Origin of the sequence: Actinospineispora spinosispora DSM 44797 (genome assembly GCF_000429025.1) — a bacterium.
Classification (GTDB): Bacteria; Actinomycetota; Actinomycetes; order Mycobacteriales; family Pseudonocardiaceae; genus Pseudonocardia; species Pseudonocardia spinosispora.
This window is the reverse complement of sequence record NZ_AUBB01000021.1, coordinates 252200-274739: the sequence shown is the minus strand read 5'-3', so window position 1 is coordinate 274739 and position 22540 is coordinate 252200. Positions and strand designations below refer to the sequence as shown.

At 69.4% G+C, this 22540-nt stretch carries 25 protein-coding genes; 23 read left to right on the top strand and 2 right to left on the bottom strand.

Annotated elements, in window-relative coordinates; translation table 11 throughout:
* Positions 1–22: 22 nt before the first annotated feature.
* The 14 genes from G406_RS0109780 to G406_RS59345 all read left to right on the top strand — a co-directional run bounded on the left by G406_RS0109780 (position 23) and on the right by G406_RS59345 (position 13160).
* Positions 23–772, top strand: a complete 750-nt coding sequence (locus tag G406_RS0109780; RefSeq protein ID WP_051341876.1) for a hypothetical protein — start codon at positions 23–25, stop codon at positions 770–772.
* Positions 769–1434, top strand: a complete 666-nt coding sequence (locus G406_RS0109775) for a cytochrome c oxidase subunit 3 family protein (RefSeq protein ID WP_211241091.1) — start codon at positions 769–771, stop codon at positions 1432–1434. Before G406_RS0109780 ends, G406_RS0109775 begins: the two co-directional genes overlap by 4 nt.
* Positions 1431–1706 carry a cytochrome C oxidase subunit IV family protein gene (locus G406_RS0109770; RefSeq protein ID WP_028933683.1) on the top strand — a complete coding sequence of 92 codons (276 nt, stop codon included), beginning with the start codon at positions 1431–1433 and terminating at the stop codon, positions 1704–1706. Before G406_RS0109775 ends, G406_RS0109770 begins: the two co-directional genes overlap by 4 nt.
* A 199-nt stretch (positions 1707–1905) precedes the next feature.
* A complete protein-coding gene (locus tag G406_RS0109765) occupies positions 1906–2115 on the top strand; it encodes a hypothetical protein (protein ID WP_156934760.1) in 210 nt (69 codons plus the stop codon).
* Positions 2116–2761: 646 nt separating this feature from the next.
* A complete protein-coding gene (locus G406_RS45860) occupies positions 2762–3673 on the top strand; it encodes a TetR/AcrR family transcriptional regulator (RefSeq protein WP_051341875.1) in 912 nt (303 codons plus the stop codon).
* Positions 3670–4563: a beta-keto acid cleavage family enzyme gene (locus G406_RS0109755; RefSeq protein WP_028933681.1), complete on the top strand. Its 894-nt coding sequence runs from the start codon at positions 3670–3672 to the stop codon at positions 4561–4563. Before G406_RS45860 ends, G406_RS0109755 begins: the two co-directional genes overlap by 4 nt.
* Positions 4556–5527: a 3-hydroxyacyl-CoA dehydrogenase NAD-binding domain-containing protein gene (locus G406_RS0109750; protein WP_028933680.1), complete on the top strand. Its 972-nt coding sequence runs from the start codon at positions 4556–4558 to the stop codon at positions 5525–5527. The genes G406_RS0109755 and G406_RS0109750 overlap by 8 nt, the downstream gene beginning before the upstream one ends.
* Positions 5520–6002, top strand: coding sequence for a thioesterase family protein (locus tag G406_RS0109745; protein ID WP_051341874.1), 483 nt, complete (start codon positions 5520–5522; stop codon positions 6000–6002). Before G406_RS0109750 ends, G406_RS0109745 begins: the two co-directional genes overlap by 8 nt.
* Before the next feature lie 51 nt (positions 6003–6053).
* A complete protein-coding gene (locus G406_RS0109740) occupies positions 6054–7631 on the top strand; it encodes an ABC transporter substrate-binding protein (protein WP_051341873.1) in 1578 nt (525 codons plus the stop codon).
* Positions 7632–7702: 71 nt separating this feature from the next.
* Positions 7703–8659 carry an ABC transporter permease gene (locus G406_RS0109735; RefSeq protein ID WP_028933677.1) on the top strand — a complete coding sequence of 319 codons (957 nt, stop codon included), beginning with the start codon at positions 7703–7705 and terminating at the stop codon, positions 8657–8659.
* On the top strand, positions 8656–9537 hold the full coding sequence (locus tag G406_RS0109730) for an ABC transporter permease (protein ID WP_051341872.1): 882 nt from the start codon (positions 8656–8658) through the stop codon (positions 9535–9537). Before G406_RS0109735 ends, G406_RS0109730 begins: the two co-directional genes overlap by 4 nt.
* The gene (gene nikE, locus G406_RS0109725; protein WP_028933675.1) at positions 9534–11141 is read left to right on the top strand and encodes a nickel ABC transporter ATP-binding protein NikE; all 1608 of its coding nucleotides are present in this window, start codon (positions 9534–9536) and stop codon (positions 11139–11141) included. Before G406_RS0109730 ends, nikE begins: the two co-directional genes overlap by 4 nt.
* Before the next feature lie 6 nt (positions 11142–11147).
* Positions 11148–12248 (top strand): serine hydrolase domain-containing protein, encoded by a 1101-nt coding sequence (locus G406_RS0109720; RefSeq protein ID WP_028933674.1) that lies wholly within the window; start codon positions 11148–11150, stop codon positions 12246–12248.
* Positions 12249–12593: 345 nt separating this feature from the next.
* On the top strand, positions 12594–13160 hold the full coding sequence (locus tag G406_RS59345; RefSeq protein ID WP_028933673.1) for a DUF6292 family protein: 567 nt from the start codon (positions 12594–12596) through the stop codon (positions 13158–13160).
* A 19-nt stretch (positions 13161–13179) separates the two neighbouring features.
* Here the strand turns inward: G406_RS59345 and G406_RS0109710 are convergent, their stop codons facing one another.
* Positions 13180–14445, bottom strand: coding sequence for a TMEM143 family protein (locus G406_RS0109710; RefSeq protein ID WP_028933672.1), 1266 nt, complete (start codon positions 14443–14445; stop codon positions 13180–13182).
* A 269-nt stretch (positions 14446–14714) separates the two neighbouring features.
* Between G406_RS0109710 and G406_RS0109705 the strand changes: the two genes are divergently transcribed.
* Positions 14715–16115 carry an NAD(P)/FAD-dependent oxidoreductase gene (locus G406_RS0109705; protein WP_037075925.1) on the top strand — a complete coding sequence of 467 codons (1401 nt, stop codon included), beginning with the start codon at positions 14715–14717 and terminating at the stop codon, positions 16113–16115.
* A gap of 101 nt (positions 16116–16216) precedes the next feature.
* A complete protein-coding gene (locus G406_RS0109700; RefSeq protein ID WP_037075807.1) occupies positions 16217–16717 on the top strand; it encodes an Lrp/AsnC family transcriptional regulator in 501 nt (166 codons plus the stop codon).
* Here G406_RS0109700 and G406_RS45855 read toward each other — a convergent pair.
* Positions 16687–17394: a GntR family transcriptional regulator gene (locus tag G406_RS45855; RefSeq protein WP_051341870.1), complete on the bottom strand. Its 708-nt coding sequence runs from the start codon at positions 17392–17394 to the stop codon at positions 16687–16689. The two genes, G406_RS0109700 and G406_RS45855, sit on opposite strands and share 31 nt — an antisense overlap.
* A gap of 98 nt (positions 17395–17492) precedes the next feature.
* Here G406_RS45855 and G406_RS0109690 point away from each other — a divergent pair, with 98 nt between their 5' ends.
* Genes G406_RS0109690 through G406_RS0109660 form a run of 7 tightly spaced genes read left to right on the top strand, consistent with a single transcriptional unit; the run spans position 17493 to position 22471 of the window.
* Positions 17493–17909 carry a nuclear transport factor 2 family protein gene (locus tag G406_RS0109690; protein WP_169736666.1) on the top strand — a complete coding sequence of 139 codons (417 nt, stop codon included), beginning with the start codon at positions 17493–17495 and terminating at the stop codon, positions 17907–17909.
* Positions 17906–18655 carry an alpha/beta fold hydrolase gene (locus G406_RS45850; protein WP_051341869.1) on the top strand — a complete coding sequence of 250 codons (750 nt, stop codon included), beginning with the start codon at positions 17906–17908 and terminating at the stop codon, positions 18653–18655. The genes G406_RS0109690 and G406_RS45850 overlap by 4 nt, the downstream gene beginning before the upstream one ends.
* On the top strand, positions 18652–19455 hold the full coding sequence (locus G406_RS0109680) for a carbon-nitrogen family hydrolase (RefSeq protein ID WP_028933668.1): 804 nt from the start codon (positions 18652–18654) through the stop codon (positions 19453–19455). Before G406_RS45850 ends, G406_RS0109680 begins: the two co-directional genes overlap by 4 nt.
* 5 nt (positions 19456–19460) lie before the next feature.
* A complete protein-coding gene (locus G406_RS45845; RefSeq protein ID WP_037075921.1) occupies positions 19461–20123 on the top strand; it encodes a DUF2848 family protein in 663 nt (220 codons plus the stop codon).
* Entirely contained in the window at positions 20123–21568 is a 1446-nt protein-coding gene (locus G406_RS0109670) for a 4-hydroxyphenylacetate 3-hydroxylase family protein (RefSeq protein WP_028933667.1), read from the top strand. The genes G406_RS45845 and G406_RS0109670 overlap by 1 nt, the downstream gene beginning before the upstream one ends.
* Before the next feature lie 26 nt (positions 21569–21594).
* Positions 21595–21942: a cupin domain-containing protein gene (locus G406_RS0109665; RefSeq protein ID WP_028933666.1), complete on the top strand. Its 348-nt coding sequence runs from the start codon at positions 21595–21597 to the stop codon at positions 21940–21942.
* Positions 21943–21955: 13 nt separating this feature from the next.
* Positions 21956–22471, top strand: a complete 516-nt coding sequence (locus tag G406_RS0109660; protein WP_037075805.1) for a flavin reductase family protein — start codon at positions 21956–21958, stop codon at positions 22469–22471.
* The last annotated feature ends 69 nt before the right edge of the window (positions 22472–22540 follow it).

Here is a 22540-nt window from a genome sequence, read left to right as displayed (position 1 = left end):
CGGACGACGGTAAGGGGAGATCATGGCCGGCAAGACGACCTCACTCGGTCCGTCCAGCAAGGTTCAGCTCGCCTGCGCGTGGTCCGGGCCCGTCATGGTCGCCGCCGTGTTCCTGGGCTGGATCCTCGCGGGCATCCTGCCGATCCCGCCCGCCGCCAACGACAGCGCCGCGCAGATCATGGCGTTCTACTCGGACGATCCTTCGGCCATCCGCGCCGGACTGCTGCTCGCGACCATCGGGATGTCCGGCGGTGGTCTGCTCAGCGCCGTCGTCGCGATCCAGATGCTCAGGATGGAGGGTCGGGCGCCGATCCTCACCTTCATTCAGCTGATCACCGGCGCGGTGACCTGGATTCTCCTGATCGTGCCGACCATCATGCTCAACATCGTGGCGTTCCGGCCGGACCGTTCCCCCGAGCTCACAGTGACCCTGAACGACCTGGCCTGGTTGCTCTTCCTGACCCCGATCGGGCCGTTCGTCGTCCAGACGGTGGTCATCGGGCTGGCGATCCTCGGCGACGGGGCCGCCCGGCCGGTACTTCCCCGCTGGGTCGGCTACACCAACCTCTGGATCGCGTTCCTGTTCTGTCCGGCGGTCTGTTCCTACTTCTTCAAGAACGGCCCGTTCGCCTGGCAGGGCATCTTCTGCTTCTGGCTGGGCGCGGCCGCCTACGCCGCATGGGCGATCGTCATGGGACTGACGATCAGACGAGCGGTGCTCGACGAAGCGGCGGAGGACGCGACCGTCGATACGCCGCGAGTCGCCGCGTGACCAACGACGTGTCGTCGCGCAGCGCCGACTCCGACCGCCCGCTCTTCCTCCGCGAACGACCGCCGCGGCCGATCGCTCCGCCCCGGGCACGCCCGGCACCGGAGGGCCACGTTCCCGGTGAGACGGGGCTGTGGGTCTTCATCCTCGGCGACATGACCTTGTTCGGGGTGTTCTTCTGCGCGTTCCTGGTCACGGGTCACCAGATGCCGGCGCTGTTCGCGCAGTCGCGGGCGGCGCTCGACCAGACCATCGGCGCGGTCAACACGCTGGTGCTGATCACGAGCTCGGTGTTCGTCGCGTTCGCGATGAGCGCACTGCGACGGGACCGTCGAGCGCAGGCCCTGCGCTGTGTGGCCGTCGCCATCGGGATGGCGATCGTGTTCGCCGCGCTCAAGGTCGTCGAGTACAGCGGGGAGGCCGCGGCCGGCCACGGTCCCGGCGAGAACCTTTTCTTCACGTACTACTTCGTGCTCACCGGGATCCATCTCCTGCACCTCGTCATCGGCGCGACGTTGTTGACGGTGCTGTGGCGCAGGATTCGAGCGGCGACGGTGACCAGGGACCGGATGCTGTTCGCGGAGGGCGCGGCCGTCTACTGGCACATGGTCGACCTGCTCTGGATCGTGCTGTTCCCCCTGCTCTACCTGGTGGTGCTGACGTGAACGACCTCGTCCGCTCGCGGGCGACGCTGGTCTGGGCCGGGCTGTTCCTGGCCACGCTCCTCACCTGGTGGCTGGGCACCGACCACGGGCTCACCGGTGCCACCGGAAGACGGATCGCCACCGGGATCGTCCTCGTCGTGGCCTTCGCCAAGATCCGTTTCGTCGGTCTGGACTTCATGGAGCTACGGTCGGCCCCACGGTGGCTGCGGACGGTGTTCGAGGGCTGGGTCGCGCTGTTCGCCACCGCGACCGTAGTACTCAGCGTGATCTAGTCGATCACCACACGGGTGTGAACGATCCACTGACTTAGGTAACCCTGACCTGCAGTTTTTAGAGTACGGTTAAACCTTACCTAAGGGACGCTGAGTTTCGTTGACCACGCGCTGACCAGACTTCTACTGTCCTGATCACACGGTGATCGTCGGACCGGCTCAGCAGCCCACGTTGGTGTGTTCGAGAAAGGATTGGATCATGTCGCGCATCCGCGGATGTCTGGTTGTCGGCGCGGTCGCCGCGAGCCTGGGGCTCGTCGGCACGGCTGCCATGGCGACGCCGGCGGTCTCGTACCAAGCTGCTCAGTGCCCGCCCGGCTACACGCTCAACCCCCAGAACACGCAGCAGTGCGTGCCGTCGGACCAGACCGGGATGACGCCGGGAGCCCCGTCCCCCTACGGCTTCTGACCGGCCCCTGCTGCTTTCCCGCCGAACTCCGCACACCTGCCGGTGTGCGGAGTTCGTGCATTTCTGCCCCGGTCTGTCCGGCGGGTTCTCCGAGTTCGGGGTTTCCCCGCTGGCTTTCAGTGTGCTTGGCGTGGCCGCCCGCTCTCAACCCCCGGCTTCGCCGGCCTCGCGCGGGTTCCTGGTTGCGCGGGCTCGGGGGCGAGGTTTCAGGGTTGACAGCGGGCGGCCACGCCAAGTGCTTAGCCAGGATCGCGGGGAAGGGGGTGGTGTGTGTGTCCACTCGCAGGTGGCGTGCATGCCGTACGGGGTGGCGTGCCGATGGCGCTGTCTTTGCGCATCGGGCTGTGCCCTCGCGCGCTGCGCGTAGTCCCATGAGTCTCTGTGGTCGCTTTTGTCCCGCCTCGCAGAGCTACGTGTTGCGTCGCAGATGTTGCAACATCTGCGACGCGACATGAACCTCTGCGAGGTCGGCCCGCGCGTTGCCCGTGTTGCTGGTGGGGTGATCTTGCACCGACTCGATAGTTCTACTCTAAACTGACTGGACATCCAGTCAGAGTTAGCGCAACTCATGGCTTAGCCTGCAGGTATGCCGTTCTTTGTCGCAAGTGTCTTGCGATCTGGGCAAGTTCGTCTCTAGTATTCGCCCATGCCGGAACCGGAGGTCGCTCCCGACTCGAGCCAGGTGGCCGAGCGGGTGCGGGAGCTGATCGAGGCGAGCGGGGGTACCCAGCGCAGCTTCGCCGAGGACATCGGGCTCGACGAGACCAAGCTGTCCAAGGCGCTCGCGGGGCGCCGCCGGTTCAGTGCGCAGGAGCTCGTGACGATCGCCGACCGCGCGGGCGTCACGGTCAACTGGCTCCTGCACGGCCGGGACGACGCCTACACCCACACCGCTCTGCCCGGCGGCGCCACACGAACCGACAGCACCGCGGCCGAGGGCCGGGGGGCTCGGGCCCGGCGCCGCATCCTCGAGGCGGCGTGGGTGCTGATCGCCGAGCACGGGTATCACCGGGTTCGCACCGCCGACGTCGCGCGGGCCTGCGGGACCAGCACCGCCGCCATCCACTACCACTTCCCCAGCCGCTCCGCGCTGCTGGACGAAGCGTTACGCCACAACGTGAAGCTCGCGTTCGACCGGCAGGTCGCCGAACTGGGCGACGTCACCGATCCCTACCTCCGGCTGCTGCGCCTGATCGACCTGCAGCTGCCCAACGGCACGGTGCTGCGCCGGGAGTGGTCGATCTGGATGCAGGTCTGGTCCGAGGCCGCGATCGACCCGTCCCGCCGTTCGCTGCAGTGGGAGTCCTACGACCGCTGGTACCGCACGGTCCGGATGACGCTGGAGCACGGCGCGGAGACCGGAATGTTCGTCCCGGGCGGCGCGGAGCTGCTGGCCCGCCAGCTGACCGCGCTGATCGACGGCCTCGGCATCCAGGTGATGGCGGGAACGCCCGGCGCCACCGTGGACGGCATGCGCGCCACCCTGCACGAGTTCATCGACCGGAGCGTTCTGCGCGCCGGGGTCACACCGACGAGCGAGAACCTGGAGAACGCATGAACCGTGACGTGATCATCACCTGTGCGGTGACCGGTGCCGGTGACACGGTGGGCAAGAGCCCGCACGTCCCGGTCACGCCCGCCCAGATCGCGGCGGATGCCATCGCCGCCGCCGAGGCGGGTGCCGCCGTCGTCCACATCCACGTGCGCGACGTCGAGACCGGCCAGGGCTCGCGCGCCGTGTCGCTCTACCGGGAGACCGTGAGCCGGATCCGTGACTCCGGCGTCGACATGGTCATCAACCTGACCGCCGGCATGGGTGGTGACCTGGTGATCGACGGTGACGACCCGCTCAAGCCGATCGACGGCACCGACCTGGTCAATGCGCTGGAGCGGCTCCCGCACGTGGAGGAGCTGCTGCCGGACATCTGCACGCTCGACTGCGGTTCGCTCAACTTCGGTGAGGGCAGCCAGCTGTACGTGTCGACCCCGGACATGCTGCGCATCGGCGCCAAGCGGGTCCAGGAGCTCGGGGTGAAGCCGGAGCTGGAGATCTTCGACACCGGGCACCTGTGGTTCGCCTCCAAGATGGTCGAGGAGGGGCTGATCGACGCTCCGCCGCTGTTCCAGCTGTGCATGGGAATCCCGTACGGCGCGCCGGTCGATCCGGGGCTGCTGGCCGCGATGGTGAACATGCTGCCGGAGGGCTCACAGTTCGCCTCGTTCGCGATCGGACGTAACCAGCTTCCCTGGGTCGCGCAGTCGGCACTGCTCGGCGGACATGTGCGGGTCGGGCTCGAGGACAACCTCTACCTCGGCAAGGGCATCAAGGCCACCAACGCCCAGCTGGTCGAACGCGCGGTGGAGATCGTGCGCGGGCTCGGCGCCGAGGTCGCCGGGCCGGACCGCGCACGGTCCATCCTCGGCCTGAAGGAGCGCGTCGGTGTCTGAGTCGCCCTCGTTGCGCCCGGTCTCGGACATCGACACCGTCGCCTGCATCGGCGCCGGAGTCATCGGAGGCGGCTGGGTCGCCTACTTCCTCGCCCGCGGCTACCGGGTGCGGGCCTGGGATCCCGGCGCCGGTGCCGAGGACAGGCTGCGCCGCCTGATCGGCGCCGCATGGCCGGCGTTGACCGAGCTGGGCCTGGCCCCCGGCGCGAGCCCCGACGCGTGGGAGATGGTCCCCACCGTCGCCGAAGCGGTCGAGGGTGTGGGCTTCGTGCAGGAGAGCGCACCGGAGGACCTGGAGCTCAAGCGCACGCTGCTGGCCGAGCTGGCCGCCGCGACCGCGGACGACGTCGTGATCGCGTCGTCCACCTCGGGCTACCCGATGTCGGACATGGCGACCTCCGCCGCGGATCCCTCCCGGCTCGTCGTCGGGCACCCGTTCAACCCGCCCTACCTGATCCCGCTGGTCGAGGTCGTCGGGGGGAAGGGCACCGAGGACTGGGCGGTGTCCCGGGCGGCGGAGTTCTACCGGCACATCGGCAAGTCGGTGATCCAGATGGATCAGGAGCTGCCCGGCTTCATCGCCAACCGCCTCCAGGAGGCGATCTGGCGGGAGGCACTGCACATGGTGGCCGAGGGTGAGGCGACGGTCGAACAGATCGACCTGTCGATCACCGACGGCCCCGGCCTGCGGTGGCCGGTGCACGGCCCGTGCCTCACGTTCCACCTCGCGGGCGGCGAGGGCGGTATGGCGCACATGCTCGACCACTTCGGCCCGTCGCTGAAGTCGCCGTGGACGCGGCTGGAAGCCCCCGAGCTGACCGAGCGGCTCCGGGACGACATGGTCGCGGGCGCGCACGCCTCGGCGGGCGGGCGGGACATGGCCACGCTCGTCGCCGAACGGGACCGGGCGATCATCGCGGTGACCAGGGCGGTCGCCGCCGCTCGGGGCCGTACCGATGGCTGAGCCGGCACCGCGACGGATCGTGGGCCCCGCGCAGCACCGTGAGCGCGTGGTCCCGGAGTGGATCGACTACAACGGGCACCTCTCCGAGCCGTACTACGTGCTGATCTTCGGGAACGCCACGACCGCGCTGATGGACCGCGTCGGGATGGGCCCCCGATACCGGGAGACCACCGGCTGCTCGCTCTACACGGTCGAGGCACACGTGCGCTACCTGCACGAGGTCCCACCGGACGTCAGTCTCGACGTCACGACGGTGATCCTCGAACGCGACGCCAAGCGCGCCCGCATCTGGCACGAGATGACGCTCGACGGCCGGACCGTGGCCACCGAGGAGCTCATGACCCTGCACGTCGGTGAGTCCGGCACGACCGCGTTCCCTCGGGACGTCGGCCTCAACCTCGACGCCCTTGCCGGGCCATGGCCGGACGCGGCGGGGCGCGCGATCCGATCGGTGGCGCCCCCACCGCCGAGCTGAACGACCACTCGCCCTCCAGTACGCCACCGAAGCCGTACCCACGGAGATCAGATGGACAGCCTGTCCCCGCGCACGCGCAGATCACCCGCACTCGGGCCGCTGAGCCGACGCCGTTTCCTCGGCGCGGCCGGCCTGTCCGGTGCCGTGCTGCTGACCGGCTGCGGTGCCGGTTCCACAGCACGCGAAGCCGGTCCACCGACTCACGGCGGCGTCCTGCGGATCGGGGTGACCGGGGGCGGGAGCTCCGACTCCCTCGATCCGCACACTCCCGCCACCAACCCGGACATCGCCCGCACCCTCAGCCTGTACGAACCACTGCTGCACTGGGACGACGCGTACACACTGCAGCCGGCCGTCGCCGAGTCGGTCGAGCCGTCCGAGGGTGCCCAGGTCTGGACCGCGACGATCCGCCGCGACATCCGCTTCCACGACGGCCGCCCGGTCACGCCGGACGACGTCGTGGCCACGTTCCGCAGGATTCTCGACCCGGCCGACCCGAAGTCGGGCGCGTCCAGCCTGACGATCGTGCGGGACGTCACGGTCGCCGGGGACCGGCAGGTGCGCTTCACACTGAGCGAGGCGTCACCGGTCTTCGACCAGTACCTCGCGGAGTACGGGAACGGCATCGTGCCCGCGAACTTCACGCTGGACGCTCCGATCGGGACCGGAGCGTTCCGGTACTCCTCCTTCTCCCCCGGCCAGCAGAGCGTCTTCCTGCGCAACGAGCACTACTGGCGGCCGAACGAGCCCTACGTCGACCGCCTCGAACTGATCAACTTTCAGGAGGACGACGCCAGGGTCAACGCCCTGCTCTCCGCCCAGGTCGACGCGATCGACCAGGTTCCGCTGGCGCTCACCGGTGTCATGGCGGCCTACGACACGGTGCGGGTACTGACCTCGCCGACGGCCGCGTGGCTGCCGTTCACCATGCGCGTCGACGTGCCCCCGTTCGACGACGTCCGGGTGCGCCAGGCACTGCGACTGATCGCCGGCCGCCACGAGCTGGTCAACCAGGTACTCAGCGGCCAGGGCTCCACGGCGAACGACCTGTACTCCCGGTTCGACCGCGACTACCTGCGTTCGGTCCCGAACCGGGAGCAGGACCTGGCCCACGCCAAGGACCTCCTCGCGGCGGCGGGCAAGCCGCGGCTGTCCCTGGAGCTGGTGACCTCCCCGATCCAGGCGGGCACGGTCGAGGCCGCCCAGGTCTTCGCCGGACAGGCCAAGGCGGCGGGCGTGGAGATCGGGCTGCGCCGGGTCGACACCTCGACGTTCTTCTCTGACCAGTACCTGAGCTGGGAGTTCGCCCAGTCGTTCTGGAACACCCGCAACTACCTGCCGCAGGCGGCCAACAGCTCGATGCCCGAGGCGCCGTTCAACGAGACCCATTGGACGGACCCGGAGTACGTGGGGCTGATCCGCCGCGCCCGTTCCGAGCTGGATCCCACCCGTCGCGCCGAGCTGACCGAGGCCGCGCAACGAATCGAGTACGACCGGGGCGGCTATCTGATCTGGTCGTTCCCGGACCGGGTCGACGCCGCCCAGAGCTACATCGGGGGGCTGGTCCCCAACCGCACCGGACTGTCGTTGTCCGGCTACGAGTTCCGGAAGGTGTGGGTGGGACGGTGACCGCATCCGTGAAGGAACCGATCGACAGGGCCGACCCGCCATCGGGCGCGCCGCGTAGCGGCCCGTCGCTGCTGGTACGGCTGGTGTTGCGCCGGCTTGCGCTGAGCGTGCTGGTCTTGTGGGTCGTGTCGGTCCTGGTGTTCGTCGCCACGCTGCTGCTGCCCGGCGACCCGGCGCGGGCGATCCTGGGCCAGCAGGCCACGCCCGAGCGGGTCGCGGCCCTGTCCGCGAAGCTCGGTCTCGATCTCCCGGTGTGGCAGCGCTACCTGGACTGGCTGGGCGGTGTCCTGACCGGCGACCTCGGCTTCTCCGCCGCGACCCAGGGGCCCGTGTCCGAGCTGCTGGCGGGCAAGCTCGTCGCGTCCGGTCTGCTGCTCGTGCTCACCGCGCTGGTCAGCACTCCTCTCGCGTTGGCGATGGGCACGTACTCCGCGGTGCGCCGGGACCGGCTCGGGGAGCAGGTGGTGTCCGGGTTCAGCCTGGTGCTCGCCGCGCTCCCCGAGTTCGTCATCGGCGTGCTGCTGGTCGTCCTGCTGTCCACCTCGGTGTTCCGGCTGCTGCCCTCGGTCACCCTGTCCAGGCCAGGCGAGCCGGTCTGGAGCCAACCCGGCCAGCTGGTGCTGCCGGTGCTCACGCTCGCCCTGGTGGTGATCCCGTACGTCGTGCGCATGACCAGGGCGACCCTGTCCGAGGCACTGAGCGGCGGGTTCGTGGAGATGGCACGCCTCAAAGGTCTCCCCGAACGCACCGTCGTGCTGCGACACGCGGTGCCGCACACCATAGGTCCGATCGCGCAGGTTCTCGCCATGCAGCTGGCCTGGCTCGCGGGCGGCGTCGTGGTGGTCGAGTTCCTGTTCCGCTATCCGGGCATCGGGCAGGCGCTCATCGACGCCGTGGCGAAGCGGGATGTGCAGGTCGTGCAGGCGATCACGCTCATCATCGCCGCGTTCTACGTCCTGGTGAACCTCGCCGCCGATCTCATCGGCATCGTCGCGGACCCTCGAATCCGGACCGGAGGTGCTCGATGAGCACGAACTTCGCCGCGGAGAACATCCCGGTCGGCAGCGGGACGGGGCTGCTCCGGCGTACCTGGCGGCAGCGGCAGGTACGCGTCGGGGCCGCGCTGACACTGCTCGTCGTCGCCATCGCTGTTCTGGGGCCACTGCTGGGACCGTTGCTGACCGGCCACGACGTGGGCGACTTCGTCGGTAAGCCGTTCCGCACCGACGGCGCCGCCGGTACCGACAACCTCGGTCGGGACGTGCTCACCCGGTTCCTCTCCGGAGGTGGGCCGGTGTTGCTCTACGCGGTGGCCGCGACCGCGATCGGAGTGATCGCGGGAACCCTGACCGGCATGGTCGCCGGGTACAGCGGAGGCCGGACAGACAGCGTCGTCATGCGGTGCGGCGACGTGTTGCTGTCCTTCCCGCAGCTCGTGCTGGCGCTGCTGGCCGTCGCGGTCCTCGGGTCGTCCGGGTGGCTGCTGGTCGTGGTCATCGGGATCACCCACGTTCCCAGGGTCGCGCGGGTCGTCCGGCAGGCCACGCTGGCCGTGGCCGGCCAGGACTACGTGCTGGCCGCCCGGATGTACGGGTTGCCTCGGCGGCAGATCCTCGCCACCGAGGTCCTGCCGAACATCACCGGGCCGCTCATGGTCGAGGTCGGCCTGCGGCTGACGTACTCGATCGGATACGTCGCGTCGCTGTCGTTCCTCGGGCTGGGTGTGCAACCGCCCGCCGCCGACTGGGGGCTGCAGATCAACGAGAACCGCATCGCGCTCATCGTCACGCCGTGGGGCGTGCTGCTGCCGGTCGCCGCGATCGCCCTTCTCACGGTGGGCACCAACATGATCACCGACGGCCTGGCGAAGGCGTCGGCCGACACGTCTGTGGGGCCGACGTCATGACCGCCACCACCACCGAACCCGCCTGCACCCTGCGCTGCTCCGGTCTGAGGGTCACCTCCCTCGCCGGACGTGAGGTGCTGCACGGCGTCGACTACGCGATCGCGCCCGGCGAGATCCTCGCACTCGTCGGCGAGTCGGGATCCGGCAAGACGACCGCGGCGCTGGCCGCGCTCGGGCACTTCCGCGAGGGACTGCGCCACACCGGCGGCACGATGTGCTTCGACGGGCACACCGAGCGGGTCGACGACCTGCTGGCCCTGCCACCCGCCACGATCCGCTCGATGCGCGGACGGCTGCTCAGCTATGTACCGCAGGACCCCGCGCTGTCGTTGAACCCCCTGTTGCGGGTGGGCAGGCAGGTCGACGAGGTGCTCGCCGAGCATCAGGGCGGCACACCGGCGCAACGGCTCGACCGGGTCCGGGAGGTGCTGGCCGACGTCGGTCTGCCGAACGACGACACGTTCCTGGGCCGCTATCCCCACCAGCTGTCCGGCGGACAGCAGCAGCGCGTCGGGATCGCCGCCGCTTTCGCCTGCTGCCCCGACCTCGTGGTGCTCGACGAACCGACGACCGGGCTGGACGTCACCACGCAGGCGTTGGTGCTGGACACCGTGCGCACCCTGGTGAGCCGCTCGGGAACCGCCGCGCTCTACATCACCCACGACCTCGCGGTCGTCGCCCAGCTCGCCGACCGGGTCGCCGTCATGTGCGCCGGTGAGGTCGTCGAGACCGGCGACGTCGCGCAGGTTCTGCACGACCCGCGCCACACCTACACCCGGGAGCTGATCGCGGCGGTGCCCGACCTCCACTCGGCGCCACCACGCCCCGGGCCCGCCGCCACGACCGACCCGACCGCGCTGCTGCAGGTTCGAGGTGTGTCCAAGGGCTACGGCGGCAGGACCGTGCTGGACGGTGTGGACATCGAGCTGGCACCGGGCGAGTGCCTGATGCTGCTCGGCGAGTCCGGTTCCGGGAAGACGACGTTGGCCAGGGGCCTGGCCGGGCTGCTCGAGCTGGACCAGGGCACGGTGGCACTGCGCGGCGAGCCACTCGGGTTCGACCGCACCCCGGTGCAGCGACGGGGCGTGCAGTACGTGTTCCAGAGTCCGTTCGCCTCGTTGAACCCCCGGCGCACCATCGGCCGCTCGCTGGAGGTGCCGTTGCGCCAGCTGACCGATCTCGATGCGGGCAAGCGACGGAAGCGGGTCCTCGACATGCTCGGCGAAGTGCGGTTGGACGGCTCGTTCGCCGACCGTTACCCGGGCGCGTTGTCCGGTGGCGAACGCCAGCGCGCGGCGATCGCGCGGGCCCTGGTCACCGCGCCCGACGTGCTCGTGTGCGACGAGATCACCTCCGCGCTGGACGTGTCGGTGCAGGCCTCGATCCTCGAGCTGCTGGCACAGGTCCGGCGGGAGCTTGGCACCGCGATGTTGTTCGTCACCCACAACATCGCGCTCGCCCGGCACGTCGCGGACCGGATCGCGGTGCTGAACCGGGGCCGGATCGTCGAGCAGGGCACGGTGGACGAGGTACTGCGCAATCCCCGACACGAGTACACCGTCGAGCTGCTCGAACACACGCCGACCATGCGGGTCGGGGCCTGACCGCGGATGGTTGTCGCGCGAGGGTTCGAACAGGTCGCCGATGCGTTCGCCGAGGTCCTGCGGCAGGCGCGCGGTGGCGCCGCGTTCAGCGTGGTCCGGCGCGGGCGACCGTTGGTCGAGCTGCACGGTGGCCTGGCCGACCCGCACACCGGGCGGCGCTGGGCCCCGGACACCACGGCCGTCCTGTTCTCCGGCACGAAGGGCCTCACCGCGACGGTGTGTGCGCTGCTCACCCACCGCGGCCTGCTCGACCCGGAGGATCCGGTCGCGATGTACTGGCCGGAGTTCGCGGCGGGTGGCAAGGCCGAGGTGACCGTGGGTCAGGTCCTCGCGCACACGGCGGGCCTGCCCTACGTGGAGCGCGACGAGGTGCCGATGCTCGACAACCGCGCCTGCGCGGCGGCACTGGCCACCCAGTCCCCACTCTGGGAGCCCGGCTCGCGGGTCTCTTACCACGCGCTCACGTACGGCTACCTGGTCGACGAGCTGGTTCTGCGCACGACCGGCCGGGACACCGCGTCACACGTCGAGTCCGAGCTCAACGCCATCGACGGCGTGGACGTCCGGCTACGCACACCGGACCGCCTCGCCGGGAGGATGGCCCGGATCGTGCGCGAGGATCACTACCGGCTCTCCACGTTCCTGGACGACCCGGTGCGCCGCCGGATCGTCGAGCGCATGTACCGCGTGCTCACCGACGATCCGGAGTTGATCAACTCGGCTGCCTACCGGCTCGCCGGGTCCGCGGCGGGCGGCGCCGTGGGCAGCGCTGCCTCGATGGCCCGCGTCTACGCGCGACTCGTCGATCCACGCGACCCGCTGGTGCCCACGGCGGTGCTCGCCCTGTTCACCGGTACCCACTCGGAGGGAACCGACGCGATCAACGACCGCCCGCTGCGGTTCGGGCTCGGCTACGAACTGGCCGACCCCATCGGCACCTACGGTCCCGCGGCGGTCGCCTTCGGACACAGCGGGGCGGGCGGCGGACGGCACGGCGCGTGGCCGGAGCACGAGGTCGGGTTCTCGTTCGTCACGAACGAGATGTGCTCGGAGGACATCGACACCCGGGCAACTCGGCTCCTTGCCGCGCTGAACGACTGTCTGTGAGCGTCGTACCAGGTCAAGAGGCGTGAGTGCCGCGGCCGCCTATGGGCGGCCGCGGCACTCACGGCTTTCTCCGGCTGGCTCACGGGTGACATTGATTGTCGTCACAGGGTTCGAGGAGTAGGCATGAGTCGGGAGCCTCGGTAGGCCACGGTCGCGGCGGCGGAGAAGCCTCGATCCCCCTACCGCGCTCCTCACAGCTGAGCAGGTGGACGCGCGCGACGCCACACGCCGCGGTTCTCGGCGGAGCACATCGACGTGCATTTCCCGCCGAGGGCGCTACCTGTGCCACCGAGCCCGACCACGAACGACTCGACGACGCCAGACCTCGAGCAAAGGCCAGAAGACATGTCCACCCCCACTCGCGTCCCCCGGTCGCGACAGCCCGTCCTTCCCCCATCCGAGTCCGTCGACGATCGGTCGATACCGAACCAACGCAGCAGAGCGATACCGCGCCCGGCGCAGACCACGCAGCCGGTCGACTCAGAGGAACACATCCTGGTCCTCGGTTACGTCTCCGCTGTCGCCTATCGGCTCAACCAGCGTGGCTTCATGGCGAGGCAGCTACACGCGCAGCCCTCGGAGTCCCGCGCCCTCTGGGGCGAGCTCACTCTGCACCGAGGCGACGTGCCGAGCGACGAATGGGCGCCGGCGCGCTTGCGCTGGGACCAGAACACCGGCTGGTCAGCGACGCTGCTTCCCGGCGGGCTCGACGGCGACGAGCGCCTCGCGGTGTCCCGCTACCTGCCCGCGCAGCTGGTCGCGGCTCCGGACACGGTCGCGCATTTCGTCGCCGCGCTGCACGCCGACAGCAACACGGTCTGGGCCAGCTCGTCGCTGCGTCCGCCACGACGGGCGGACCGTCGGCTGCTCGTCCTGCAGCTGGCCCGGTTCGCGCTACCCGAGCCCTGGTGAGCCGGCGCGGGACCGACGGTCAGGCCTCGGCCTTCGCCGGCTGCGCGTTGTAGCTGAACAGGTTGTCCCAGGTCTCGTCCAGGCGGCGCTTTGCCTCGTCCAACGTGACCGCGGTCAGCCGTTCCTGCTCGTCGGTGTCGATCAGCTGGAGCCGGCGCAGTTTTCCGACACCGTCGTCGACCTCGAAGTCGAAGGAGGCGTCCCACTTCTCGGCGAACCATCGCTCGATCCGCGTGTCCAGCTCCTCGGCGCTCAGCGGCTCCTCCGACCTGCGCAGGAAGTGGTAGGCGAGGACTGCCTCCTTGACCTCTTCCTCCTCGGCGGAGTCGAGCAGGTGGTGGAACACTCCCGCGTCGTTGTCGAGGTTGCGGAAGTAGAGGTTCTCCGAGAGTGCCTTCATGAACTGAATCTTGCGGTTCTTGAACGTGCTGATCTGCCGCACGACGTAGCCGCCGAGCGCGGCGAGCCCGGCGCCGAGCGCCAGCAGCTGACCGTGGTTGAGCTGGACCGGCTTGTTGTGCACCCCGAACCAGAAGCCCAGCAGCAACAACACCGGGATGAGCGCCGCGATGAGCTTGGTGGCGACCACGATGACCCCGGAGATGACGGCGGGGACGCCGATCAGCAGCTTGTCGATCGGGCGCATCCGCACGCGCGCGTTGGGGAAGAGCATCTCCAGGTCGGCCCTCGGCACGTCCTGGAACAGCTTGATGATCGTCGACCCCGGGGCGAACGGCAGGTCGTCGATCTTCTTTCCCTGTTCCTCGAAGTGGGCCGCGTCCTTGAACTTCACGTAGACGAGGACCTTGGCGTAGTTGGTGAACTCGATCGTCCGGCGCCGTAGCCCGAACAAGCGTTTCACCTCTTCGGTCCGGCTGTTCTCCCCGCGCCGGTAGAACACGACCTGCTCGAAATCGTCGAAGTCCGCCTCGAGCCGGACCTTCATCAACGATTCCTCGGTGAACGCCCGGTCGAGGTCCTCGCTGCTCACCCGTTCGAAGTTCGCGGCCTCGGCCAGTGAGGTCAGCTCGTCGACCAGCCGCTCCTGTGCTGCCTTACGTTCCTCGGGCCCGGTGTCCGCGATCGTGCGGATGTCGCTGCCCGGGTTGAACGGATGGTAGGCGTCCTTCAGCGTCTCGAGCCTCCCCCGGAACTCGTGGTGCAGCAGGCTGGCCAGCAGTTCCGCGAATGCCTCGAACGACTCACGCTCCGGACCAGGCACCTCGTCCGCGCACATCTCGACGATGCTCGTCTTGCGGAACGGGATGAAGCGCTCATCGGTCATGGGCGGACCCTTCTGCACAGCGAATGCGAACCACAAGTCGTAGCGGGGCTGGTACAGCAGGTCCCCGGTCGGCCGGAACGGACGACCGTCACCGCCGCTGTGACCGTACAGCCCCACCGTCGATGTCGAGCCCTCATCCCACCCCGGCGTGGCGGTCGATCCGAACGTTCACCGAGTCGACTTCAAGGGAATCCATTGCAATAGCGCTCTACTACTACGGATTCCCTTGACTGTGACTGACATTGCGATAGATTACGTGTGTGGCCACCATGGCAAGCCCCGCGGTGAACTCTCTTGCCGACGCCGAGCCGACTCCGTACTGGCTCACCGCGCACCCCGCGCCGCATCCCTGCTCCACCCTGACCGGTGCCACGACCGCGGACCTCGTCATCGTCGGCGGCGGCTACACCGGGTTGTGGACCGCGTTGCAGGCCAAGGAACAGGACCCGGGTCTGGACGTCGTGCTCGTCGACGCCGATCTGTGCGGCTCCGCCGCCTCCGGGCGCAACGGCGGCTTCTGCGCGGCGAGCCTCACCCATGGCCTGGCGAACGGCATGGCACGGTTCGCCGACGAGATGCCGGCGCTCGAAGCACACGGCAGGCGCAACCTCGACGCAATCGAGGCGACCCTCACCCGATACGGCATCGACTGCGACTTCCGACGAAGCGGCGAGCTCAGCGTCGCCACCGAGCCGTGGCAGGTCGACGAGCTGAGCCGCACCGCCCAGCTCGCCACATCACTCGGCCACCGAGCGACCCTGCTGACCGCCGAGCAGGCGAGGCTCAAAGTCGACTCGCCCACCTACCTCGGCGCGCTCGAGATGCCCGACGCGGTCGCGATGCTCGACCCGGCCCGCCTGTCGTGGGGGCTGCGCCGCGCCTGCCTGGAGCTCGGGGTCCGAATCCACGAGCGCACCCCGGCAACGAAGATCGGCGACGCACCCGGCGGCCTGCTCGTGGAGACTCCCTACGGCAGCGTTCGGGCGTCGCACGGCGTGCTCGCCACGAACGCCTTCCCCTCCCTGCTGCGGCGGCTGCGCCACTACATCGCCCCGGTGTACGACCACGTACTCGTCACCGAGCCGCTCAGTGAGGCTCAGCTCAGCTCGTTGCGCTGGCGGGAACGCCAGGGCGTCGGCGACTCGGCGAACCAGTTCCACTACTACCGCCTCACCGAGGACGACCGAATCCTGTGGGGTGGCTACGACGCGCTCTACTACTACCGGGGCCCGGTGCGTTCCGAGCTGACCGACCGCCCGGCCACCTACGCACTCCTCGCCGAACATTTCTTCGACACGTTCCCGCAGCTCGACGGGCTCCGGTTCACCCATCGCTGGGGCGGTGTGATCGACACCTGCACCCGGTTCTGCCCGTTCATCGGCACCGCGTTCGACGGCCGCCTCGGCTACGCGCTCGGCTACACCGGACTCGGCGTCGGCTCCAGCAGGTTCACCGCCGGGGTCCTACTGGACAAGCTCTACGGCCACGACACCGAGCGCTCGCGGCTTCGGCTGATGAACACCGCGCCGGTGCCGTTCCCACCGGAACCGCTGCGCTGGCTGGGCATCCAGCTGACCCGGTGGTCCCTCAATCGCGCCGACCACAACAGGGGGCGGCGTAACCTCTGGCTCCGCACCCTCGACCGGGCCGGCCTCGGATTCGACTCCTGAGCGTCACCGCGCACCCGCACACCTTCTCCGGGTCGGTCGCCGACCCGCGGCTAGGCTGCCCGGACGTGAGTGGACGGGCAGTCAGCGCGAAAGGGACTTCGATGAGCGCGGGATCAGAGGACACCGTCGCCCAGGCGCGCTCGCCGAGAGGACTGGATGCGACGGACCGTGAGCTGATCGCGCTGCTCCAACGCGACGGCAGGGCGTCGTTCGCCGCGCTGGCCAAGGCGGTCGGCCTGTCGGAGGGCGCCGTCCGCCAGCGAGTCCAGCGCCTGTTGCGTGAGGACACCATGCAGATCGTGGCGGTGACCGACCCGCTGATCGTCGACCTGGCCAGGCAAGCGATGGTCGGGATCAAGGTCAACGGCGATCTCCACCAGGTCGCCGACCAGGTCTCGGCTCTGCCCGACGTGCACTACGTCATCCTGTGCACCGGCGGTTTCGACCTGTTCGCCGAGATCATCTGCCGCGACGACGAGCACCTGCTGGACGTGCTCAACAACGGTATCCGGGCGATCGAGAACGTCACCGACACGGAGACGTTCGTCTATCTCAAGCTGGCGAAGCAGACCTACGCCTGGGGCTCGCCGACCGAGTTCTGACCCGCCTGGTCGTTCTCCGACTCACGCACCGCCGTGGCCGTCGTCGCGATGTGCGCCTTCGCCGCCGCCTCCGCGGCATCCGGGTCGCGCCGTTCGATGGCGTCCACGATCGCGCGATGCTCGGCCACGACGTTCTCGTGGCGGTGCGGCAGCGCGAGCGCCTCGAATCCGATCAACCACATCGCACCGCGCAGGCTGACCATGGTCGCGCGCGTCCGCTCCAGGCCGAGCAGCTCGGCCTGGACCAGGTGGAACTCCTCGTCGAGGGCGAGGAACTCGGGCATCCGGCCCGCCGCGCCCTCGATGCGCTGCCCGTCGATCAACTCGTTGAGCCTGCGGACATCGTCCTCGGTGGCGGTTTCCGCGAGGCGACGCGCACAGTGACCCTCCAGCAGGGAGCGCAGGTCGAAGACCTCCTGGCGTTCGGAGGCGGACAGCCTGCGCAGCCGGAACCCGCGCTGCGACTCGATCGCGACAAGACCCTCGCGGCTCAGCGAGATGAGCGCCTCACGTACCGGGGTACGGGACATCCCCAGAGTCTCGGCCAGCTCGTTCTCCGAGTAGAGGACCTCCTGGCGGATCGCGCCGTCCCGGATGGCCTGCTGAATCTGCAGGTACGCCCGGCGGGACAGGGTCGGTGGTCGCTCGACCGCGGTGATCCCGCTCAACTTCGGCACGCTTGCATCTTACACACCAGTTAGCCCGAACTACTTGTATACTACGTACTAGTGTCCTAGCCTCGGAGGTGTTGCCGACCACGCTGAAGGAGCCCTCGGTGCCACTCTCCGCTGACGACAAGATCGCCATTCAGGAGCTGTCCAACACCCACGTCCGCCACCTCGACGCGCACGATGTCGACGCCTGGGCAGGCTGCTGGCTGCCCGACGGGGCGTTCATCGCCACCTACGGCGCCTTCACCGGACACGAAGCCATCAAGGAGTTCATCCGGGGCCACATCGCCGAGGGCAAGGAGGACGGTGCGCGCCACATCCTCAGCAACTACGTCATCGAGGGCGACGGCGACCGGGCCACGGTCTACTCCCTGGTGGTGAAGCTCCAGGTGGAGCAGGCGCCTCACATCATCGCCAGCGGGGTGTACAACGACGTCGTGGTCCGCACCCCCGGCGGATGGCGCTTCGAGTCGCGGCGGCTCGACGTGGACAACGGCGTCTTCGCGGCGGCGGCGCAGTGACCGAGCTCGCCGTAGAACGTTGGGGCACCGAGGGACCGCCGCTCGTACTGGTACACGGCAGTCTCGCCTCGGCGGCGACCGCGTTCGGGGAGCAGCGGGAACTCGCCGACCGCTATTCGCTGACGGCGCCCTACCGGCGCGGCTACCGGCCCAGCCCGAGCACCGATCGGATCGACCCGGACCGCGATGCGCGCGAGATCGTGGAGCTGCTCGGCTCCGGCGCGCACCTGGTCGGTACCTCCATGGGTGGTGTCGTGGCGATGCGCGCGGCGGCGCTCGCACCGGAACGGGTGTGGTCGCTGACGGTCATCGAACCGCCCGCGTTGCCGAACGCGGCGGGCAGGCCAGGAGCGGACGCGTTGATCGCCGGCCTGCGTGCGCACTGGGAGCAGAACGAGGAGGCTGACGACGAGACCTTCGCCAAGGGGTTCCTCAGGGCACTGGACGTGTCGATGGAGCTGCCCTCCCCCTTGCCCGATCCGTTTGCGGAGGCCGTGCGGAACCTGCGCACCGAACGCCCCTGGCTGACCGGGGTCCCGCTCGACGAGCTGGCTTCAGCACCGTTCCCGAAACTGGTGGTCACCGGCGGCGGCACAGCGGGGTTCGAGGACGTCGGCGATGTCCTCGCCGAGCGGCTGCCGGCCAAGCGGGTGCTGTTCGACGGCAGCCCACACGCCGTGCAGCGCATCGGCGAGCGGTTCAACACCGAGCTGGTGGCGTTCCTGGACTCGGCGAGGCCGAGATGAGGACGGCGCTGGTACAGGTGGCGAGTCCCCCGGATGAGTCGGCAGCGGCTCGACGCGACCGGGTCGGGGGCATGCTGTCCGACGCGAGAGGCGCGGACCTGGTGGTCCTTCCGGAGCTGTGGCTGCCCGGCTACTTCGACTTCGACGCGTACTCCGAAGTGGCCGAACCGCTGGACGGCGACACGGTCACCGCCGCACGCGAGTGGGCGGTACGGCTCGGAGCCTCTCTGCACATGGGCAGCATCGTCGAGCGCGACGATCAGGGGCGGCTGTACAACACCGCTGTCCTGATCGGTCCGGACGGCCAGGTCGTCCACAGCTACCGGAAGATTCACGTCTTCGGCTACCGCTCCCGCGAGGCCGAGCTGCTGACTCCCGGCGACCAGGTCACCACGGTGCCGACCGAACTCGGCAGAATCGGCACGACCACGTGCTACGACCTTCGCTTTCCCGAGCTGTACCGGGCGCTGATCGATGCCGGCGCCGAGACGGTCGTGGTGTGCTCCGCCTGGCCGGCCGCGCGGCTGGCGCACTGGCGCCTGTTCACCTCGACCCGCGCCGTCGAGGAACAGGTGCTGCTCATCGCGTGCAACGCGGTCGGGGAGCAGACCGGCGGCGTCCGGTTGGCCGGACACAGCCGGGTGGTCGACCCATGGGGCGAGGTCCTCGCCGAAGCAGGTGACGAGGAGGGGGTGACCTTCTGCGACATCGACCCCGCTGTCGTCTCCGCCGCCCGGTCGGAGTTCCCGGTGCTCGCCGACCGCCGACTCGAATTCTCCCGACCACGAGCAGGAGTGTGACCACGATGCCAGTGCAACTGACCGTCAGCGGAACCGGCGAGACTCTCGACATCCGCCCCGCCCGGCTCATCGTGGCCGGCTACACCGGGCGCGACCAGGAGGCGGTGGCCGAGCACATCGCCGAGCTGGCCGCGATCGGGGTGCCGCCGCCGGAGACGGTTCCCGCGTTCTACGACCTGGACCCCTCGCTGGTGAGCACCGACGCCGTGGTGCGGGTCGACGGTGCCGGCACGTCCGGTGAGGTCGAGCCGGTGGTCATCCGCCACGGTGGCCGGTACTTCCTCGGTGTCGGCTCCGACCACACCGACCGGGAGCTGGAGCGGTCGTCGGTGGCCGAGTCGAAGGCCGCGTGCCCGAAGCCGCTCGGCGCCACCGTCGTCCCGCTCGATCCCGGCACCGTCGACTGGGACTCGATCGGGGCCGGCAGCACGGTCGACGGCGAGACCTACCAGCACGGCACTCTCTCCGCGCTGCGGACCCCGACCGACGTGCTCGGGAGGCTGGCTGAGGCGCTGCCGGACACCGAAGGCGACCTCGTCCTGTTCGGCGGCACACTTCCGCTGCTGACCGGCCGGTTCGTCCACGGCAGCGCCTGGAGCCTGCGTCTGCAACTACCTGATGGCACCACCCTCACCCACGACTACCTGGTCGAGAACGGACACGGCTGATGCGCAGCGGAGCGGACTACCTCAAGGCGATCGGCGACGATCGCGCGATCTACGTCGACGGCCAGCGGGTGCGCGACGTCGTCGACCATCCGGCGTTCCGGCCCATCGCGGTCACGATGTCGGAGCTGTTCGACAAAGCCGCCGACCCGGCCTCCGGGATGGCGTTCACCGCGCCGGAGACCGGAGCGGACGCCAACCGTGTGTACGGCATCCCGCGCAGCCGAGAAGACCTCACCGCCTACCGGCTGGCCGTGGACACCTGGGCACGGCACACCCACGGCTGGGTGGGGCGCAGCCCCGACCATGTCGCCGCCTTCGTCGCCGGGTTCGCCGCACACCCCGAGGTGTTCTCCAGCGGCGAGCGCGACCTGTCGGCCAACGTGCTGGCCTACCACCGCGCGCTGCTCGACCAGAGCCGCTACGTGTCGTACGCGATCATCCCGCCGCAGGTCTCCCGAGCCACGACCGCGCACGCCTGGGACGGCGACCTCGTCCAGGCGGGCGTCGTGGAGGAGACCTCGGAAGGCATCGTCGTACGCGGTGCGCAGATGCTCGCCACCGGCGGACCGGTCGCCGACGACATCTTCGTGTCCTGTATCAAGCCGTTGACCGACGACGACCGCGACTTCGCGGTCAGCTTCGTCGTCCCGGTCGGGACCGAGGGCCTCAAGCTGTACTGCCGTCGCCCCTACGCCCCGGCCGCGACCAGTACCTACGACTACCCACTGACCACCCGGTACGACGAGACCGACGCGCTGCTGGTCTTCGACGACGTGCTCATCCCCTGGGCGAACGTGTTCGTCGACCGGGACGTCACCGCGGTGCGCCGGCAGTTCCACGACACCGGGGCGCACGTGCTCGGCAACTGGCAGGCGCAGAACCGGTTCTCGGTGAAGCTGCGTTTCCTCGCCGGGCTCGCCCGCAAGGTCGCGGCGGTCAACGGGGTGGACAAGTTCCCCGGTGTGGTCGAGAAGCTCGGCGAGCTCGCCAGCCTGGCCTCGATCGTGGAGTCCGGGGTGCTCGCGGCCGAGTACACGGCGGCGCCGGACGACGCGGGTTTCTGGCGGCCCGGCAAGCGAGCCGTCTACGGCGCGATGGGGCTGCAGGCCGAGCTCTACCCCCGGGCGCTGGCGATCCTGCGTGACCTGGTCGGGGGCGGGGTGCTGCAGGTGCCCTCCAGCGTCGCCGACATGCACAACCCGGAGACCCGCGCCGACATCGACCGCTACATCTACTCCCCCAACGCACCGGCCGAGGAACGTGTCAAGCTGTTCAAGCTCGCCTGGGACGCCGTCGGCAGCGAGTTCGCCGGGCGCCACCACCAGTACGAGATGTTCTACGCGGGCGCCCCGTTCGTGGTGAAGGGCTACACGTTCCGCAACTACGGCTTCGAAGAGCCCCTCGCCGAGGTCGACGAGTTCCTCGCCGGCTACGGCATCGACTAGACACCCCGACCGAGAAGAGGTCAACGATGGCAAAACCCGAGCACGAGTTCTTCCCCGTGACGGACGTGGACTACACGCTGTGCCCCGGAGACGACCCGAAGATCAAGGAACGGATCCTCGCCGCCGACCCCGAGTCCCGCGTCGCCACGCGCATCCTGCGCTACGAGCCGGGCGCCGACTCGACCCCGAACGGCGTGCAGGTGCACGACTTCTGGGAGGAGGTCTACATCCTCGAGGGGTCCTTCACCGACCTGGAGCTGGGCAAGACCTTCACCGCCGGCATGTACGCCTGTCGCCCGCCGGGCATGCGCCACGGCCCGTGGCGCTCCGACGAGGGTGTCACGACCTTCGAAGTCCGCTACCGCGTCCAGTAGAGGAGCCATGCCCATGTCCGCACCGAGCGTCGTCGATCCCCTGGTCATGCGGCGGACCATCGGCCGGTTCGCCACCGGCGTCGCCGTCGTCACCGTGCTCGACGGCGACGAGCCGCACGGCATGACGGTCAACTCGCTGACCTCGGTATCCCTCGACCCGCCGCTGCTGCTGGTGTGTCTGACCACCGGCGCACGCACCACCGAGGCCGTGGTCAGGGCCGGTGGCTTCGCGGTGAACGTCCTGGGCGCGCGGCAACGGGAGATCGCGCTGCGATTCGCCCGGCGTGGAGCCGACCACTTCGAAGGGCTGCCCCTGCGCTACGGCCAGCACGGCATCCCGGTCGTCCCCGACGCGCTCGCCCACCTCGAATGCACCGTCGAACAGCACTTCGAGGCCGGCGACCACGTCGTGGTCATCGGCCACGTACGCCAGGTGTGCGACCGCCCGGGTGCGCCGTTGGCGTTCCTGGGCGGCCGCTTCGCGGACCTGACCGTCCACGGCGAGGAGCCGGAGCACTGGTTCTTCTGAAGTGTCAGCGCAGTGTTAACCGGGAGCCATAGAACGGGAATCCGGGACCAATCGGCTGGACCGGTCGAT